This window comes from Photobacterium aquimaris (assembly GCF_002954455.1).
GTDB classification, from domain to species: domain Bacteria; phylum Pseudomonadota; class Gammaproteobacteria; order Enterobacterales; family Vibrionaceae; genus Photobacterium; species Photobacterium aquimaris.
Window position 1 is genome coordinate 628,705 of record NZ_MSCC01000001.1, and the last position, 17,594, is coordinate 646,298.

Genomic DNA, 17,594 nt, shown 5'->3' on the forward strand with positions numbered 1-17,594 from the left:
TGTCAGTGCTTGCTTGGGCTGTGGCATTGGTCACGTAAAAAGACAGGAAGCTAGTTATGGGAAGTGGATGGGAGTGAATATCGCTAATTATCGAACCGTAGGCCATGACAGTATTGTCAATAGTGATAATTATGCTGTTTGTGATAGTAAACGCCATCAAGAAGACGGCGTTTGTTCATCTATGATGACGGCTAACATTTAATATTAATGCCGTTTACACAATGACCGTTGTCATTGTTTAGATGTGTGCAATGTTCTCTGCTTCTAACTCTTGGAAGTACTTAACTGTTTTCACTTTAAGTTCTTGAGTTGATGATTCATCACAGATGATCATTGATTTTGGATGAAGCTGAAGTGCAGAAACTGTCCATAGGTGGTTAACACAACCTTCAACAGCGGCTTGTAGCGCCTGTGCTTTGTTGTGACCAGTGATCAGAATCATTACTTCTTCAGAATCTAATAACGTACCAACACCAATTGTTAATGAGTACTTAGGTACTAGGTTGATGTCGCCGTCAAAGAAACGTGAATTTGCAATACGTGTTTCATGGGTTAGCGTCTTGATACGTGTACGAGAAGCTAATGATGATGCTGGTTCGTTGAATGCGATATGACCATCGTTACCCACACCGCCCATAAACAAGTTAATGCGGCCATAGGTTTTGATTTTATCTTCATAACGTTGACATTCTGCTTGGTGATCAGTTGTATTACCGTCAAGCAGGTTAATGTTTTCTTCTTGCATATCAACATGGTTGAAGAAGTTGTTATACATGAAGTTACGGTATGACTCTGGATGATCAGCTGCCATGCCAACATATTCATCCATGTTGAAAGTAACAACATGTTTGAAGCTTACTTCACCAGCTTGGTATAGCTCGATAAGACGCTTATAAGTTGCGAGAGGTGTACCACCAGTCGGTAGACCTAATACAAATGGACGTTCTGCTGTCGGTTGGAACTTATTGATGCGATCTGCAATGTAGCGAGCAGACCATAGACCAACATCTTGAGCGTTATTAAGCGGGATTAGTCTCACGTTGACACCTCTTTGAAGATAGTTAAAACAGGAAAAATCTGAGCGGCATAGCGCCTTTGTTTCGAATGATAAAATAAGTTTTATGATCGAGCTAGCAAAATCACTCAGTTCTAACCTCGGTCGGTGATTAAGATCACAAATGATGATGTTTTAATTTGCGGAGCGAAATAAAATTCATAAACTGCAAAGGACAAAAAGAGATGGCAAAAAAAAGCTATCACCATCGCATCTAAGAAAACCATAGGGGGAACTAAGGGTGAATATTCTTGGATATTTTCAAAAAGTAGGTAAAGCACTAATGGTGCCAGTTGCAGTACTTCCTGCAGCGGCGATTTTAATGGGTATCGGTTATTGGGTTGATCCGTCAGGTTGGGGTGCTAACTCTGCAATTGCAGCATTCTTAATTAAAGCGGGCTCTTCAATTATCGACAACATGTCAGTATTGTTTGCAATTGGTGTTGCATACGGCATGTCTAAAGATAAAGACGGTGCAGCTGCACTGGCAGGTTTTGTAGGTTACACCGTAGTAACTACATTGCTATCGCCAGCAACAGTAGCAATGATTCAAGGTATCGACGCAAGTGCTGTTCCAGCTGCTTTTGCGAAGATTAATAACCAGTTTGTTGGTATCTTGGTTGGTATCGTATCTGCTGAAATCTACAACCGCTTCTCAAATGTTGAATTGCATAAGACATTAGCATTCTTCAGTGGTAAGCGTTTGATTCCAATTCTAACCTCTGTTGCAGGTATTGTGATTGCGGCAGTATTACTGTTCGTATGGCCACTTGTTTACAACGGTCTAGTTAGCTTTGGTGAAAGCATTCAAGGTCTAGGCGCTGCAGGTGCTGGTATCTATGCATTCTTTAACCGTCTATTGATTCCTGTTGGTCTACACCACGCATTGAACTCAGTATTCTGGTTTGACGTTGCTGGTATTAACGACATCCCTAACTTCCTTAGCGGTCAAGGTGTTCCAGGCGTAACAGGTATGTACCAAGCTGGTTTCTACCCTGTAATGATGTTTGGTCTACCAGGTGCAGCGTTAGCGATGTATCACACAGCTAAGCTTAAGAATAAAGAGCGTACAGCGTCATTATTAATTGCTGCTGGTTTTGCATCATTCTTCACAGGTGTTACTGAGCCTTTAGAATTCGCATTCATGTTCCTAGCTCCGCCACTATATGTTATCCACGCAGCATTAGCAGGTATCTCAGTATACATTGCAGCTTCAATGCACTGGATGTCAGGCTTCGGCTTCTCTGCAGGTCTTGTTGACATGGTATTGTCTGCACGTAACCCACTAGCAGTGAACTGGTACATGCTGATTCTTCAAGGTATCGTATTCTTTGGTATCTACTACGGAATCTTCCGCTTTGCGATTGTTAAGTTCAATCTTAAAACGCCTGGCCGTGAAGACGACGAAGAAGATAACACATCATCAGCTAAAGGTTCTGCTGAAACTGGTGAACTAGCGAAGCAATACTTAAAAGCGCTAGGTGGTCACGGTAACCTAGAAAATATTGATGCTTGTATTACGCGTCTACGTCTTACTCTAAAAGACAGTAGTCTAGCGAATGAAAAGACATTAAAAGCGCTAGGTGCAATGGGTGTGGTTAAATTAGGTACAAATAACCTACAAGTTATCCTTGGCCCTCTAGCTGAAATTGTTGCTGGCGAAATGAAAAAAATCCCAGCATCAGAAGACCTATCAGCAGTAAAACTTCCATAATTATTTAAATTCTTAAGTAATTAAGCGACACACTCAATACCGCAACACTTTTAATTAGACCGGTCCTGATATTTTAGTTGTAAGATATCAAGACCGGCATTTTGAGTACCCAACTTTTGGGCTCTATATAGATTTTCCCTTCATTTAAAGGGATATCGGGAGAAAGGAATATTTCATGACTATTAAACTTACGGCGTTAGCATCTTTCATTGCACTAGCAGTAACTGGTTGTGCAACACAAGGAAATGATGATGAGAAGGTTGTTAAAAAATTAGCTAATAACCTTGATGTTACTTATGAAATTGTTACTCAGCACGGTGCAGAAGAAGGCCTACAGTGTAAGACGCTAGGCGCAGAGTGGGCATCTTGTGATCTAATTAATTTGACGCTGGAAAATAATGGTCCAGCAGTGACGGGTACTGACTGGAAAATTTACTTCAGCAGCATTCGTCAAATTCTAGAAGTACAAAACGACCAATTTAAAGTTACACACGTAACAGGTGACCTTCATACGTTAGAGCCAACTGAAAAGTTTGATGGTTTTGCAGAAGGTGAGAAGGTTGTTATTCCTTACATCGGTGAATACTGGACGCTATTTGAAAACGATTATATGCCACGTGCATATGTAACGTCTGGTGATGCTGCACCACAAACTATTAAGAGCACTGATTCAGTAAACCCTGCTGATTACCTAGTGCCACTTAAAGGTGACCAATTCAAGCGTGTTAAAGCCGATAATAACGTGCTTGCAACTGCAGAAACGCGTTTCGAAAAGAACAAAGATATTAATGTGTTAGCAACAGAAGAAGTGGCAGCAACGATTGTTCCTACGCCATTAAGCACTAAGCTAACAGGTAACACTGTTTCACTAGCAAACGGTATTAAAATCAGCAACTTTACGCTACCTGCTGATATGATGGCTGCAGTGAATGAGCGTCTTGATGTATTAGGTGTTAATACTAAAGGTCAATACCCAGTAAAAGTGAGCCTACTACCAGGTTCGTTTGCTAAAGATCAACAAATTGCTGGCGCTTATAAGTTAGATGTAACACCAGCAGGTGCAACGGTTATTGGTTTTGATGACCAAGGTGCATTCTATGGTATGCAGTCACTTATCTCGCTAATGAGCACTGGTGCTAAAAACAGCATTCCGACACTAGAAGTAACGGATGCGCCACGTTTTGATTACCGTGGTGTAATGGTTGATGTAGGTCGTAACTTCCACTCAAAAGAAGTTATTCTACGTACGCTAGATCAAATGGCAGCGTACAAGATGAACAAATTCCACTTCCACTTATCTGATGATGAAGGTTGGCGTGTAGAGATCCCAGGTTTACCAGAGCTAACAGATATTGGCGGCAAGCGTTGTCACGATCTATCTGAGACATCATGTCTACTACCACAACTAGGTTCTGGTCCAACATCTGATAACGATGGTTCTGGTTACTACAGCAAGCAAGATTACTTAGATATTCTTAAGTACGCTAAAGCACGTGGTATTGAAGTTATTCCTGAAATCGATATGCCAGCTCACGCACGTGCAGCAGTAGTAGCAATGGAAGCGCGTTACAAGCGTCTAGCTGCTGAAGGCAAAATGGATGAAGCGAATGAGTACCGTTTGATGGATCCACAAGATACATCAAACGTAACCACGGTACAGTTCTACGATAAGCGTAGCTTCATTAACCCATGTATGGATTCTTCTGCAAAGTTCGTTGATAAAGTTATCACTGAAATGCAAGCAATGCACAAAGAAGCGGGTATGCCGCTAAATACATGGCACTTCGGTGGTGATGAAGCGAAAAATATCAAGCTAAATGCTGGGTTCCAAGATATTAATGCTGCTGATCAAACTGCTTGGACAGGTTCTATTGACCAATCTAAGCAAGATAAGCCATACCAGAAATCACCAATGTGTCAGAAATTGATCGCAGAAGGTGTGGTTAGTGATTACGACCGTCTACCAAGCTACTTTGCAGAGCGTGTAAGTGAAGTGGTTAACGGTAAAGGTATTGAGAACTTCCAAGCATGGCAAGATGGCTTGAAGTACTCTAAAGATTCAACAGCGTTTAAAACTGATAATGTACGTGTAAACTTCTGGGACGTTCTATACTGGGGCGGCGGTGCATCTGCATACGAGTGGGCTGATAAAGGCTACGATGTAGTCGTTTCTAACCCTGATTATGTTTACATGGATATGCCATACGAAGTAGACCCATCAGAGCGTGGCTACTACTGGGCAACACGTGCAACAGATACCCGTAAGATGTTTGGTTTTGCACCAGAGAACTTACCGCAAAATGCTGAAACATCACTTGATCGTGATGGTAACGGTTTTGCAAGTAAAGGTACGGTGAAGTCAAAAGGTTTCCACGGTCTATCAGCTCAACTTTGGAGTGAGACTGTTGGTAATGACGAGCAGTACGAATACATGGTATTCCCACGTGTTCTAGCAGCAGCAGAGCGTGCATGGCATAAAGGTGAGTGGGAAAATGAATACCAAGTAGGTGTTGAATATTCTCAAGACTCTAAGCTAGTAAACAAAAAAGCACTTCATGATGAATGGCAGCGTTTTGCTAACGTATTAGGTCAACGTGAGCTAGCTAAATTAGATGCTGCTGGTATTCAGTACCGTGTACCAGTACCTGGTGCTAAGATTGAAAACGGTAAACTTGCGATGAACGTAAGCATGCCAGGTCTTACACTACAGTACTCTACAGATGCTGGTAAAACATGGAACACTTATGATGCAAAAGCACAACCAACAGTAACGGGTAAAGTTGAAATCCGTGCTGTAAGTGGTGACGGTAAGCGTTTCAGTCGTGTTACATCACTATAATCTAGTGACGATAGTATAAGACCAGATCGCTGTCTGATCTGGCTAATTGCCGACGATGGGATAACCATCGTCGGCTTTTTATTGCGCGTTATTTATGAAATCAACAACTATTGTCTATGATAACGGTGTTTTTGATTTTTTGCATAGCAGCATTAAGGTATAGTGTGCAGTCATAGTTCATATTGATGGACTGTACATAATTCTCAATCCTGTAAGTACACGAGGTGTAATAGATGAGTGAATCTGAAGCTCGTCCATCTAACTTTATTCGCCAAATTATTGATGCGGATTTAGCCAGTGGCAAACATACAAGCATACATACCCGATTCCCGCCAGAACCAAATGGTTATCTGCATATCGGCCATGCGAAATCTATTTGTTTGAACTTCGGTATTGCTCAGGACTATCAGGGTCAATGTAACTTACGTTTCGATGACACTAACCCTGAGAAAGAAGACATTGAATACGTTGAGTCGATTAAAAATGATGTTAACTGGTTAGGCTTTGAGTGGAGTGGTGAGATTTGTTACTCATCAAACTACTTTGATCAGCTTCACGGGTTTGCCATTGAATTAATTAATAAAGGCTTAGCGTATGTTGATGAGCTAAGTCCTGAGCAAATGCGCGAATACCGCGGTACGTTAACGCAAGCGGGTAAGCACAGCCCTTACCGTGATCGTAGCGTTGAAGAAAACTTAGCCTTATTTGAAAAAATGAAGAATGGCGAAGTTGAAGAAGGCAAGATGTGTCTACGTGCAAAAATCGACATGGCATCACCATTTATGGTTATGCGTGATCCGGTTATTTACCGCGTACGTTTTGCGACTCACCACCAAACTGGTGATAAGTGGTGCATTTACCCAATGTACGACTTTACGCATTGTATTTCTGATGCGTTAGAAGGTATTACGCATTCTATCTGTACGCTTGAGTTCATGGATAACCGTCGTCTATACGATTGGGTTCTTGAAAATATCACTATCGATTGCATTCCACACCAGTATGAGTTTAGTCGTCTAAACCTTGAATATACTGTGATGTCTAAGCGTAAACTAAACCAATTAGTGACTGATAAGTTAGTAAATGGTTGGGATGACCCACGTATGCCAACCATTTCTGGCTTACGTCGTCGTGGCTTTACACCTGGCTCTATGCGTGAATTCTGTAAGCGTATTGGTGTAACTAAGCAAGACAACACCATTGAAATTAGCTCACTAGAATCTTGTATTCGTGATGATCTAAACGAAAATGCACCACGTGCAATGGCAGTTTTAGATCCTGTTAAAGTTGTTATTGAAAACTTTGACAGTGAAACTGAAGTACTGACTGTCGCTAATCACCCGAACAAGCCAGAGATGGGTACGCGTGAAGTGCCATTTAGCCGTGAACTTTACATTGAACGTGAAGACTTCCGCGAAGAAGCGAACAAGAAGTACAAGCGTTTAGTATTAGGTAAAGAAGTACGTTTACGTGGTGCATACGTGATCCAAGCTGATCGTATTGAAAAAGATGCGGAAGGTAATATCACAACAATCTTCTGTTCTTACGATAAAGATACGCTAGGTAAAAACCCAGCAGATGGTCGTAAAGTAAAAGGTGTTATTCACTGGGTATCTGCACAAGCGGGTATTCCAGCAGAAATTCGTTTATACGATCGCCTATTTACTGTACCAAACCCTGGTGCTGCAGAAGATTTCGTATCAGTGATTAACCCTGAATCTCTAACGGTATTAAATGGTTTTGTTGAGCCGGCATTGGCAGCAGCAGAAGCAGAAAAAGCTTACCAGTTTGAGCGTATGGGTTACTTCTGTGCTGACAATAAAGATTCAACTGCAGACCACCTAGTGTTTAACCGCACAGTAGGCTTGCGTGATACTTGGGCAAAGATTGGTGACTAATTAGTTATTAATCTTTGTTAAAAAGCGCCTATTTCAGTGATGGAATAGGTGCTTTTTTTATGCAGCTTAGTTGTGATTTACTTTCCTGAAATGATGATTTTTTGGGTAATATCACCGGCTAAGTCATTATTAACAATATTAAAGTCGATCAATTTTTGTGATTGTTGAATTGCTTTAACGTCATAGTTAAATTGAGTGTAAGTATCGCCCCATTGGTAACGAATAAAGGTTTGACCTGATTGTAAATGAGTATTAACTGAGTATTCCGTTGCATAGCCAGCCATTTTGCCATTGATAGGGCGGTTGGGGGCATCATGGGGAATACGGAACATGGTCGAATCTAGTTTTAGAATACCGTTAATGACACTGGTTGGCTGTTGTAAGTGTTTTGAAAAATAAGTGGTGTGAATAAAGCGATCTTCAGGATTGGTATTACCACCAGTACCAAGGTTCGTTTGGCTCCATTGCTGAGCTTGTTCGCCCCAACCTCGCTGCGAACGTTTTACATTTGCAAGATGTTGATCATATCCTGGCTGGTTAGTCAGTACGGTATATTGCTTACCATGCCAAATTTGTGGTTTACCATCACGCCATTCAACAATGGCACTATCACCACTTGGATCTTGAAATGAGATATGCAGTGCAATACGTACTGGAATGCCATTGATTAACTCTTCAATTGGAGCACTATCTTTAATTGCTGTAACTAATTCATTGACGTTTTTATACTGTGACAGTAAATGGCGTAAGTAAGTTATTGCGCCTACTTTTTGTTGTGGATCGGCTATTCCTAAATCCATACCACCATCATAAAGTACGTTACCGCTTAAACCTTGTGAGTTTAGGCCGTCAAGCAGAATGCCGTAGGCGGTAATACCAGTAACAGCATACTTAGCATTAATATTGTTGAGTTTACTGAGGTGAGTAGAGTATTCACTGTTTTTAGGGTAGTTAACCAATGTTGGTTGGGTTGATTCCGACCAATCCATGGTACGGGCGACAAAGGTACCTTGATCTTGGGTTTGCCATAAAACACGGGTGCAAGCATTAGCAGCAGAAGAGATAGAGCCTAACGATAAGGCTGAAATTAAAGCGATAGTCAGTGAATGCGGTTTCATGATTAATTCTCAATATAATTAAATAATTGATATATATGTAATTAATCAGTGGTTGTCACGTGGTCAATTGTAACGTTATTTGAATGGTGAGCTGGGTCTCTATTTTTGCTTAATATAAAAAAACCAGTGATATTGCTCACTGGTTCTTAGCGTGAAAATAACTAATCATTGTTATTTTTCATCGTGCAACGTTTCATCGGCATTGCAGTCGCCATCTAAACAATGACCATAGAGGTATAAGCTATGGTTTGTTAGACGAACATTAAAGCGTGCCGCGATGTCTTTTTGGCGTTGCTCAATCATTTCGTCAGAAAATTCAATTACTTTTCCACAATCAAGACAAACGAGGTGATCATGATGATGTTGAGTGGCTAATTCAAATACTGATTTACCACCTTCAAAATGGTGACGCGTCACAATGCCTGCATCATCAAATTGGTTAAGGACACGGTAAACCGTCGCAAGGCCAATTTCTTCACCGATATCGATGAGTTTTTTATACAGGTCTTCAGCGCTGATATGTTGGCAATCAGGTTGTTGAAGCACTTCTAAAATCTTAAGACGAGGAAGTGTTACTTTAAGACCTGCTTGCTTGAGCGCGTGATTATTATCTGACATCCGATTTTCCTGTTGGCTACCTGCAAAATGTAGCAGTAGTCTTTCTCATTTAGATTCATTATAAGTGACGCAACAATAACAATAAACCTTAAAAGGTCAGTTATCTAGCAGAAGTGTCACTTTTCTTTAGTTTGCAATATTGTAAATATTATGTGATAAATTAACTCATCATACCAGCTTGTATGGAGTATTGCCTTGTTTGATTACTATAAGCCGAGTTTGGTTAAGCTAGCGTTAAACTTATGGCCTCCATTTTGGGGCGCTGGTATTAAAATATTGTTTATTAGTGATGATTTTCGTTATGTACGTTTACAATTAAAATTGCGCTGGTGGAATAAAAATGCCAATCGAACCCAGTATGGCGGCAGTATTTTTTCGTTAACCGATCCTGTTTATTCACTGATGTTGATGGGAATTTTGGGTAAACATTATTTCGTCTGGGATAAGCAAGCACATATCGATTTTATACGCCCTGGTGATGGGGATTTATTTGCTGAGTTTGTTATTTCACAATCTTGTATTACCGAGATTATTGCGGCAACAGCAGAAGGACGTAAATATTTACCAGAGTTTCGTGTCAGTGTGACCAAAGCAAATAATGAGGTTGTGGCGCAAGTTACACGAATATTATACGTTAGGAAAAAGCCGCAATACCGTTCACAAATGTGTGAACCATCTGCTGATATTGAAATGGAGTAGGCTGAGTAACGATTGTAAGGCAATAAAAAACGCGCTATCAAAGCGCGTTTTTATTGGTGTGTTGGAACGATGCTTAGTCAGCAAGTTCAGCAAGACACATTTCATCAAAGATTTGGTTAACCCATTGCTCAACACGAGCAGCTGTTAGCTCTGGCTGACGGTCTTCATCGATACATAAACCAACGAAGTTTGCATCATCAACTAATGCTTTTGATGCTTCAAACTCATAGCCAGCTGTTGAAAAATTACCAACAATTGTGCCGCCTTTGCCTTCAACGATGTCACGCACTGTACCCATCGCATCACAGAAGTACTCTGCATAATCTTCTTGGTCACCACAACCAAAAATAGCAACAAGCTTGGTTGAGAAATCAACTTGCTCAAGCTCAGGGAAGAAATCATCCCAATCGCACTGTGGTTCACCGTAGTACCAAGTAGGAATACCTAGTAGTATCAGATCAAAGTTGTCGATATCTTCTTTGCTGCTTTTTGCGATATCTTTTACTTCAACTAGTTTGCTACCTAGTTGCTTCTGAATCATTTTAGCGACAGCTTCAGTGTTACCTGTGTCGCTACCAAAGAAGAGTCCAACGCTCGCCATAGTAGATATTACCCATATTAAATTGTTAACTGCTGTTGGCAGTTTACAGAAATCAGTATAAATGACGCAATGATAATTAATGTTTGATGACGATTTGGTGTTTTTTCGCCCAAATATTATCACTGGTTATTGTTGCCCTTGACTAAGTAAGGCGTGATAGCATCTCATTAATAGCGTCAGCTTACTTATAGGCTGTTTAAATCGCATTACAGATCAGTGAAAGCTATCAAACTTAACGCACTATATCACAGTAGAGTACGGGATTTAATAATTACTCTTGTACTCTACTATAGTTAACGGCTGATTTTAATGAGCTGTTATTTGCGTTTATTGCTCTAAAAATTGACTAATAATTCGATTAACCGTGGTTGACTTCTCGGCATGAAGCCAATGGCCGCTATTAGCAACCACATGTGCTTTAGCGTGTGGAAATTGCGCCATAATCTCACTGCGGTATTGAGGCTCAATGTAATCAGACAATTGGCCTTTAATAAATAATGTTTTGCCGGTGAATGGTTGTGATGCTGGTTGCCAGCCCATAATGGTGGCGTAGTTGGCTATTAACCCCTCGACATTAAATCGCCATTGATAACCAGTGTCGGTTTTCGCTAATGATTTTAATAAAAACTGACGCACACCAGCATCATCAACATAACGTGCTAAATAGTCTTCAGCTTGTGAACGTTTAGTTATCGAGTGAAGATTGACTTCACGTAAACCATTAAAGACATTTTGATGGCGATGTTCCGTGTAAGTAACGGGGGCGATGTCAATAACAATAAGGTGGTTAATTCGTGTAGGCACTATTGATGCTAATGTCATTGCGACTTTTCCTCCCATTGAATGACCAATAACATCAAATTGATCAATGGCTAAATGATCGAGAGTCTCAATAATATCTTGTGCAAGATCAGCATAGCTAAATTGATCACTGTGAGGAGATAATCCATGGTTGCGAAGATCGACACTGATCACTTGGTAATAGTGTTTTAATTCTCGGGCTAAAAGACCAAGATTATCTGCGCTGCCAAACAGACCATGGATCAAAACGATCGTTTTACCCTTGCCTTCAGCACGAAAATGAAGATTCACTGGCTATTTTCTCTAGTTAGGTGTGGTATTTACCATAGAGTATAACCTCGGATCAGGCTATAATCGTACCCAGAATTTTAAACGGAATGATAATGAATAATACCATGAAGACTATTGAGGTAGACGAAGAGCTATATCGTTTTATTGCTAGCCAAACTCAACACATTGGTGAAAGCGCTTCTGATATTTTACGTCGCTTGCTTATGGTGCCAGAAGAACAATTGCAGCCAGAGGTTGCTGTTGTGATGCCTGTTCGTCCTAAAGGCATCGTTGTGAGTCGAGACGCTGGTAATGAACCAACCATGGATCGCGTTAAAGAAATGCGTACTGTGCTAATTTCTGATGAATTTGCAGCGCAAGAAAAAGCAATTGGCCGTTTTATGCTGATCTTATCTTCTCTTTATCGCATTGATGCTGACGGCTTTGCTGAAGCGGCAGCCATTAAAGGGCGTACACGCGTTTATTTTGCTCATGATGAAGAAACGTTGCTTGCAAGTGGTAAAACAACCAAGCCTAAATCAATCCCAACAACGCCATTTTGGGTAATCACTAATACTAATACTGACCGAAAGCGTCAAATGATTGACCAATTAATGACGAAGATGGGCTTCAGTTCTGATATTATTGATAAGGTTTGTGGTGAAATATAATCACTATTGAGTTTTTACAAGGATAAGACAATGGCAATCCATCCTCGTGCGGGTCAACGCGCTCAGCAAGAAGATATGCATAATATTCCAGCACTTGTTGCTAATTATTTTCTGATTGAGCCAAATATTACCGATCCGCTACAAAAAGTAGCATTTGGTACATCTGGACATCGCGGTACAGCAGACAAAGGTACCTTTAATCAGCACCACATTTGGGCTATTGCTCAAGCGATTGCTGAAGTTCGTCTAGCTAATGGTTTAACTGGCCCGCTATTTTTAGGTAAGGATACCCATGCTTTATCTGAACCAGCATTCACTTCAACATTAGAAGTGTTAGTGGCGAACAATGTTAAAGTCGTGGTTCAAGAAGGGTTAGGTTACACACCAACACCTGGCATTTCACATGCGATTCTTTGTCATAATAAAGCATATGCTGACAAAGCTGATGGTATTGTCATTACTCCATCGCATAATCCACCACAAGATGGCGGCATTAAATATAATCCAGTTCACGGTGGCCCAGCTGAAAGTGAATTAACCACTGCGATTGAACAACGTGCAAACGACATTATTGCTAACGGCATGGTTGACGTAAAGCGTGTTTCAATTACAGATGCTTTTGCGTCAGATCTTGTTGTAGAGCAAGATCTTGTTGCCCCCTATGTTGCTGACTTAGCTAATGTTATTGATATTGAAGCAATTCAAAAAGCAAACTTAAAGTTAGGTGTTGATCCTCTTGGTGGCTCAGGTATTGAGTACTGGCGTCAAATTGCACAGCACTACGCACTAGACTTAACTCTAGTTAATGAGTCTATCGATCCATCATTCCGTTTCATGTCATTAGATAAAGACGGTGTTGTGCGTATGGACTGTTCATCACCTTACGCGATGGCAGGTTTACTGGCTTATAAAGATAACTACGATCTTGCTTTTGGTAATGACCCTGATTATGACCGCCACGGTATTGTTACGCCGGCAGGTTTGATGAATCCAAACCATTATCTTGCAGTATGTATTGATTACTTATTCCGCCATCGTAGTGGCTGGAGTGATCAGGTTGCTGTTGGTAAAACATTGGTATCAAGTGCTATTATTGACCGTGTTGTGGCAGCATTAGGCCGTGAACTTGTTGAAGTGCCTGTTGGCTTTAAATGGTTTGTTGATGGCCTATACGATGGCAGTTTAGGTTTTGGCGGTGAAGAAAGCGCAGGTGCTTCTTTCTTACGTCAAGATGGCACGCCTTGGTCAACAGATAAAGATGGTATTCTTTTATGTTTATTAGCAGCAGAAATCACTGCGGTAACAGGTAAGAATCCACAACAATATTATGATGAGCTTGCTGCTAAATTTGGTAGTTCAGAATATGCGCGTCTACAAGCTGTTGCTAATAAAGAACAAAAAGCTGTATTGAGTAAGTTGTCACCTGAAATGGTTGCAGCAACAACACTTGCTGGTGAGCCTATTCTTGCTCGACTAACGCATGCGCCAGGTAATGGTGCAGCGATTGGTGGCTTGAAAGTAACCACTGAAAACGGTTGGTTTGCGGCACGTCCATCAGGTACTGAAGATATCTACAAAATTTATTGTGAAAGCTTTAAAGGTAAAGAGCATTTAGCCCTTATCGAGCAAGAAGCACAAGATATCGTTAGCAAAGTATTCAGTGATGCTGGTTTATAATTTAGCATTATAGCAATACCAAAGACGAAAAAACGCCCATAGTTCACTTGGTTATTAAAGTGAACTCGGGCGTTTTTTTATAGCTGACGATTATGCTGTGGCCAATGATTTGGCACAATAAACCATAATTTATTATTTGCGTCTACGGCTTGGGTGGGAACATCTATTGTTGTCACATTAAGCTGAGTGGTTAATTGAGAAAATAGCGGCGGTGCTATCCATTGGCGTTTTTTAAGTATTTTTAAATCTAATGCAGTTGCTTGTGAGCAATAGCACCAACGGCCTTTAAGGCTGGTCGGATTTATGGGCATATCTGAGCCTGAGTGTGAATCGGGCCAAGCCGTAAATAACCGCCCTTGCATAATTAATCGGCGTTGGGTTGGGTATGGATAATTGAGACTCTGAAAGGCAGGATGGTCGGTAAGTTGAAGCTGATGATCAACCATTCGATTCACTTTTTTATCTAAATTATCCTTAGCATTGGGGCCTGGCCATTGATGCTCAAAGCTGAGATAAAATTTAATCGCCACTTCCCAATGTTCGATTTCATCGCTGCAATGGTTATGCACTAAAAAATCAAGTGCACCGACAGTCTGCTGTGATTGTAATTGGATTTCTTCACCAATAAGACTGTAATCGGGGTGATGAATAATTAATTGTTGCCATAACCACTGATAATAAAAACCTAACCGAGTGTTACCGTGATAACTGACATCGGTTGGAATAACGGCTCGTTTGGCAAAATTCTGCAACCAGTGGTCACTGATACTATAATGACAGCTTGTAACAATATTGGGCATTATTAGTAGCGCATTAAAATCGGCATTGGTTTGATGATTAATACCATGTTTTTGTAACATATTGACACACCTCTCAAGGTAAACGTTTTCCTTGCTGTTTTTGACTAATGATTGACCTAATTTTTGTAGTATTCTTTCATTTATTGGATTAAAGTATCACTAGGTTTATCGGGTCAGGAGTTAGCAATGTACACGCAGTTTTCAGTGGCGAATATTATTTCTCGTCGTGTTTATACGGTTTTATTAGGATTAGTGTGTTTGCCGGTCCTGCTTTGTATGCCAGTGAATAAACGTACACGGTTAACCAGTTATATGTATCGTTGTTGGTCACAGACTAGCACTAAACCATTGTGGTTATCACGACTTGATTGTGGTACTCAGCGCCGTTAGTGGTTTGACTCAGTATGACAATATCTTGTTGAAAAAGCTGCCGATGGCGGCTTTTTTTGTATTCCATATCATGCATGAGTTAGCATTTGATTGGTTTTGTTGATTGAGATTGTCATTAAAGGCTGATATTTTTTGAATATATAGGGTGTTGTTGAATCAATAACATGACGTTATTTAAAAGGATGCACAATGAATAACCTGGCATTAGAAGCTTTGTTGAATGACTTTTTATCACCACAGCTGATTAAAGATTATTGTCCTAATGGATTACAAGTAGAGGGTAAGACTGAGATAACGAAGGTTATTACGGGTGTGACTGCTTGCCAAGCTCTGATTGATCGTGCTGTTGCTGAAGGTGCTGATGCAATTTTAGTTCACCATGGCTTTTTCTGGAAAGGTGAGCCTGCTGAAATTCGAGGTATGAAATATCGTCGCATTAAGGCGTTAATTGAAAATGGTATTAATCTCTATGCTTACCATTTGCCGCTAGATGTTCACTCACAGATAGGTAATAACGTTCAATTAGCGCAGCGTTTAGGTTTGAGTGTTATCGGTGGGTTAGAAGTTGGTAATCCGCGCTCAATTGCGATTTATGGTGATCTTGATACTCCATTAACAGGCGAAGAATTTGCAGCACGGATTGCAATGGCATTACAACGTGAACCATTACATATTGGCGATAATGCACCAGCGTTAATCAAAAAAGTGGGTTGGTGTACTGGTGGTGGTCAAGATTATATTGAACTTGCAGTACAGCAAGGCTGCGATGCATTTATTTCAGGTGAAGTATCAGAGCGTACAACCCATATTGCGCGTGAATTAGGTATTCATTATTTTGCAGCAGGGCATCATGCAACAGAGCGCTACGGTGTGAAAGCACTCGGTGAGTGGTTAGCGAAAGAACATGGTTTTGCGGTTGAATTTATAGATATTAATAATCCCGTATAACGAATGATTTTAACTTATTGATTGTATTAAAAAGGTTGAGATCTAGTCTCAACCTTTATATTTTTCGAACCTTCGAACCTTCGAACCTTCGAACCTTCGAACCTTCGAACCTTCGAACCTTCGAACCTTCGAACCTTCGAACCTCAGTTACTCACGTTCGTGAAGTGGCTTAAACTCACGTTGTGAATAACCGGTATACAGCTGACGTGGACGACCAATTCGGTTAGTTGGATCACTGTGCATTTCATTCCAATGCGCAATCCAGCCAATTACACGTGACATTGCAAAAATCACCGTAAACATTGATACCGGAATACCAATGGCTTTAAGAATAATACCTGAATAGAAATCAACATTTGGGTAAAGTTTCTTACTGACAAAGTATTCATCTGACAGCGCAATACGTTCAAGTTCCATAGCAACATCAAGCAATGGATCATCAATTTTAAGCTCTTCAAGCACTTCGTGGCATGCTTCACGCATAACAGTTGCACGTGGATCGTAGTTTTTATATACCCGATGACCAAAGCCCATTAGGCGGAATGGATCATCTTTATCTTTGGCTCGTTCAATAAACTCTGGAATATTTTCTACGCTACCAATTTCTTCAAGCATTTTGAGACAGGCTTCATTAGCACCACCGTGTGCAGGTCCCCAAAGTGAAGCAATACCAGCTGCAATACAAGCAAATGGGTTGGCGCCAGAAGAGCCCGCTAAACGCACCGTTGAGGTTGATGCATTCTGTTCATGATCAGCATGAAGAGTGAAAATTTTATCCATTGCACGTGATACGACCGGGCTAACTTCATATTCTTCACACGGTGTAGCAAACATCATATGCAAGAAATTCTCAGCATAATCAAGGTCATTTCGCGGATAAATAAATGGCTGGCCGGTGGTGTATTTATGACACATTGCTGCCAAGGTTGGCATTTTTGATAGTAGTCTAAAAGCCGTTATTTCACGGTGAAGATCATTATTAATATCTAATGAATCATGATAGAACGCTGATAATGCACCGACCACGCCACACATAATTGCCATAGGGTGAGCATCACGGCGAAAGCCATGGAAGAAACTGGCAATTTGCTCATGAACCATAGTATGACGGGTAACTGTGGTACGAAATTTTTCGTATTCAGCACGTGTTGGTACTTCACCATAAAGGAGAACGTAACAAACTTCTAAGTAATCAGCATTGTTGGCTAATTGATCGATAGGAAAACCACGATGTAACAGAATTCCTTTATCGCCATCAATATACGTGATTTGAGATTCACATGAGGCAGTTGCTAGAAAACCTGGATCAAATGTAAAAAAACCGTTTGCGCCTAGTTTTCGCACATCGATTACATCTTGGCCCTCTGAGCCCTCGATAATCGGCAGTTCGATAGGTGCTTTCCCTTCTATATGAAGAGTAGCTTTCTTATCTGCCATAACAATCTCCTTTGTTATTTGTATAATCCTGAATCCGAAGCGGATGTATATTTGTTGTA

16 protein-coding genes are annotated in these 17,594 nt (G+C 40.7%); 9 read left to right on the forward strand and 7 right to left on the reverse strand.

The genetic code is table 11. The features are described 5' to 3' along the window. The first annotated feature begins 67 nt into the window (after positions 1-67). The gene (locus BTN98_RS20745; RefSeq protein ID WP_268875307.1) at positions 68-202 is read left to right on the forward strand and encodes a hypothetical protein; all 135 of its coding nucleotides are present in this window, start codon (positions 68-70) and stop codon (positions 200-202) included. A gap of 36 nt (positions 203-238) precedes the next feature. Here BTN98_RS20745 and nagB read toward each other — a convergent pair whose 3' ends face one another. Continuing rightward, entirely contained in the window at positions 239-1,039 is an 801-nt protein-coding gene (nagB, locus tag BTN98_RS02715) for a glucosamine-6-phosphate deaminase (protein WP_060996996.1), read from the reverse strand. Positions 1,040-1,295: 256 nt separating this feature from the next. On the opposite strand from nagB, the gene nagE reads away from it, so the two are divergent. The 3 genes from nagE (at position 1,296) to glnS (ending at position 7,505) form a co-directional block, all read left to right on the forward strand. Next, a complete protein-coding gene (nagE, locus tag BTN98_RS02720; RefSeq protein WP_060996995.1) occupies positions 1,296-2,768 on the forward strand; it encodes an N-acetylglucosamine-specific PTS transporter subunit IIBC in 1,473 nt (490 codons plus the stop codon). 175 nt (positions 2,769-2,943) lie between these two features. Then, positions 2,944-5,607 carry a beta-N-acetylhexosaminidase gene (locus BTN98_RS02725; protein WP_060996994.1) on the forward strand — a complete coding sequence of 888 codons (2,664 nt, stop codon included), beginning with the start codon at positions 2,944-2,946 and terminating at the stop codon, positions 5,605-5,607. A 233-nt stretch (positions 5,608-5,840) separates the two neighbouring features. Beyond that, positions 5,841-7,505, forward strand: coding sequence for a glutamine--tRNA ligase (gene glnS / locus BTN98_RS02730; protein WP_060996993.1), 1,665 nt, complete (start codon positions 5,841-5,843; stop codon positions 7,503-7,505). Positions 7,506-7,582: 77 nt separating this feature from the next. Here glnS and BTN98_RS02735 read toward each other — a convergent pair whose 3' ends face one another. Both BTN98_RS02735 and fur read right to left on the reverse strand, forming a co-directional pair. Beyond that, on the reverse strand, positions 7,583-8,623 hold the full coding sequence (locus tag BTN98_RS02735; protein WP_060996992.1) for a linear amide C-N hydrolase: 1,041 nt from the start codon (positions 8,621-8,623) through the stop codon (positions 7,583-7,585). Between the two features lie 171 nt (positions 8,624-8,794). Continuing rightward, the gene (fur, locus tag BTN98_RS02740; protein ID WP_060996991.1) at positions 8,795-9,241 is read right to left on the reverse strand and encodes a ferric iron uptake transcriptional regulator; all 447 of its coding nucleotides are present in this window, start codon (positions 9,239-9,241) and stop codon (positions 8,795-8,797) included. Between the two features lie 195 nt (positions 9,242-9,436). Here fur and BTN98_RS02745 point away from each other — a divergent pair, with 195 nt between their 5' ends. Beyond that, complete coding sequence (locus BTN98_RS02745; RefSeq protein ID WP_060996990.1) at positions 9,437-9,940, forward strand: DUF4442 domain-containing protein; 504 nt, start codon at positions 9,437-9,439, stop codon at positions 9,938-9,940. Between the two features lie 73 nt (positions 9,941-10,013). Here BTN98_RS02745 and fldA read toward each other — a convergent pair whose 3' ends face one another. Next, positions 10,014-10,541, reverse strand: a complete 528-nt coding sequence (fldA, locus tag BTN98_RS02750) for a flavodoxin FldA (protein ID WP_060996989.1) — start codon at positions 10,539-10,541, stop codon at positions 10,014-10,016. A 327-nt stretch (positions 10,542-10,868) separates the two neighbouring features. Further along, positions 10,869-11,633: an alpha/beta fold hydrolase gene (locus BTN98_RS02755; protein WP_060996988.1), complete on the reverse strand. Its 765-nt coding sequence runs from the start codon at positions 11,631-11,633 to the stop codon at positions 10,869-10,871. A 104-nt stretch (positions 11,634-11,737) separates the two neighbouring features. Here BTN98_RS02755 and seqA point away from each other — a divergent pair, with 104 nt between their 5' ends. Together seqA and pgm are read left to right on the forward strand one after the other, a co-directional pair. Beyond that, the gene (seqA, locus tag BTN98_RS02760; protein ID WP_060997143.1) at positions 11,738-12,283 is read left to right on the forward strand and encodes a replication initiation negative regulator SeqA; all 546 of its coding nucleotides are present in this window, start codon (positions 11,738-11,740) and stop codon (positions 12,281-12,283) included. Positions 12,284-12,313: 30 nt separating this feature from the next. Then, on the forward strand, positions 12,314-13,960 hold the full coding sequence (pgm, locus tag BTN98_RS02765; RefSeq protein ID WP_060996987.1) for a phosphoglucomutase (alpha-D-glucose-1,6-bisphosphate-dependent): 1,647 nt from the start codon (positions 12,314-12,316) through the stop codon (positions 13,958-13,960). Between the two features lie 77 nt (positions 13,961-14,037). Here the strand turns inward: pgm and BTN98_RS02770 are convergent, their stop codons facing one another. Beyond that, positions 14,038-14,820 carry a DUF1853 family protein gene (locus BTN98_RS02770; protein WP_060996986.1) on the reverse strand — a complete coding sequence of 261 codons (783 nt, stop codon included), beginning with the start codon at positions 14,818-14,820 and terminating at the stop codon, positions 14,038-14,040. Between the two features lie 126 nt (positions 14,821-14,946). Here BTN98_RS02770 and BTN98_RS02775 point away from each other — a divergent pair, with 126 nt between their 5' ends. Together BTN98_RS02775 and BTN98_RS02780 are read left to right on the forward strand one after the other, a co-directional pair. Then, on the forward strand, positions 14,947-15,150 hold the full coding sequence (locus tag BTN98_RS02775) for a DUF2517 family protein (RefSeq protein ID WP_060996985.1): 204 nt from the start codon (positions 14,947-14,949) through the stop codon (positions 15,148-15,150). A gap of 189 nt (positions 15,151-15,339) precedes the next feature. Next, complete coding sequence (locus BTN98_RS02780) at positions 15,340-16,098, forward strand: Nif3-like dinuclear metal center hexameric protein (protein ID WP_060996984.1); 759 nt, start codon at positions 15,340-15,342, stop codon at positions 16,096-16,098. A 147-nt stretch (positions 16,099-16,245) separates the two neighbouring features. Here the strand turns inward: BTN98_RS02780 and BTN98_RS02785 are convergent, their stop codons facing one another. After that, complete coding sequence (locus tag BTN98_RS02785; protein ID WP_060996983.1) at positions 16,246-17,535, reverse strand: citrate synthase; 1,290 nt, start codon at positions 17,533-17,535, stop codon at positions 16,246-16,248. Positions 17,536-17,594: the final 59 nt, after the last annotated feature.

Excerpts from the sequence above, each read along its gene's own strand:
- glnS (WP_060996993.1), top strand. The coding sequence starts at position 5,841 with ATGAGTGAATCTGAAGCTCGTCCATCTAACTTTATTCGCCAAATTATT.
- BTN98_RS02780 (WP_060996984.1), top strand. The coding sequence starts at position 15,340 with ATGAATAACCTGGCATTAGAAGCTTTGTTGAATGACTTTTTATCACCA.
- pgm (WP_060996987.1), top strand. The coding sequence starts at position 12,314 with ATGGCAATCCATCCTCGTGCGGGTCAACGCGCTCAGCAAGAAGATATG.
- BTN98_RS02770 (WP_060996986.1), bottom strand. The coding sequence starts at position 14,820 with ATGTTACAAAAACATGGTATTAATCATCAAACCAATGCCGATTTTAAT.
- BTN98_RS02735 (WP_060996992.1), bottom strand. The coding sequence starts at position 8,623 with ATGAAACCGCATTCACTGACTATCGCTTTAATTTCAGCCTTATCGTTA.
- fur (WP_060996991.1), bottom strand. The coding sequence starts at position 9,241 with ATGTCAGATAATAATCACGCGCTCAAGCAAGCAGGTCTTAAAGTAACA.
- BTN98_RS02785 (WP_060996983.1), bottom strand. The coding sequence starts at position 17,535 with ATGGCAGATAAGAAAGCTACTCTTCATATAGAAGGGAAAGCACCTATC.
- BTN98_RS20745 (WP_268875307.1), top strand. The coding sequence starts at position 68 with ATGGGAGTGAATATCGCTAATTATCGAACCGTAGGCCATGACAGTATT.
- BTN98_RS02725 (WP_060996994.1), top strand. The coding sequence starts at position 2,944 with ATGACTATTAAACTTACGGCGTTAGCATCTTTCATTGCACTAGCAGTA.
- BTN98_RS02775 (WP_060996985.1), top strand. The coding sequence starts at position 14,947 with ATGTACACGCAGTTTTCAGTGGCGAATATTATTTCTCGTCGTGTTTAT.
- seqA (WP_060997143.1), top strand. The coding sequence starts at position 11,738 with ATGAAGACTATTGAGGTAGACGAAGAGCTATATCGTTTTATTGCTAGC.
- fldA (WP_060996989.1), bottom strand. The coding sequence starts at position 10,541 with ATGGCGAGCGTTGGACTCTTCTTTGGTAGCGACACAGGTAACACTGAA.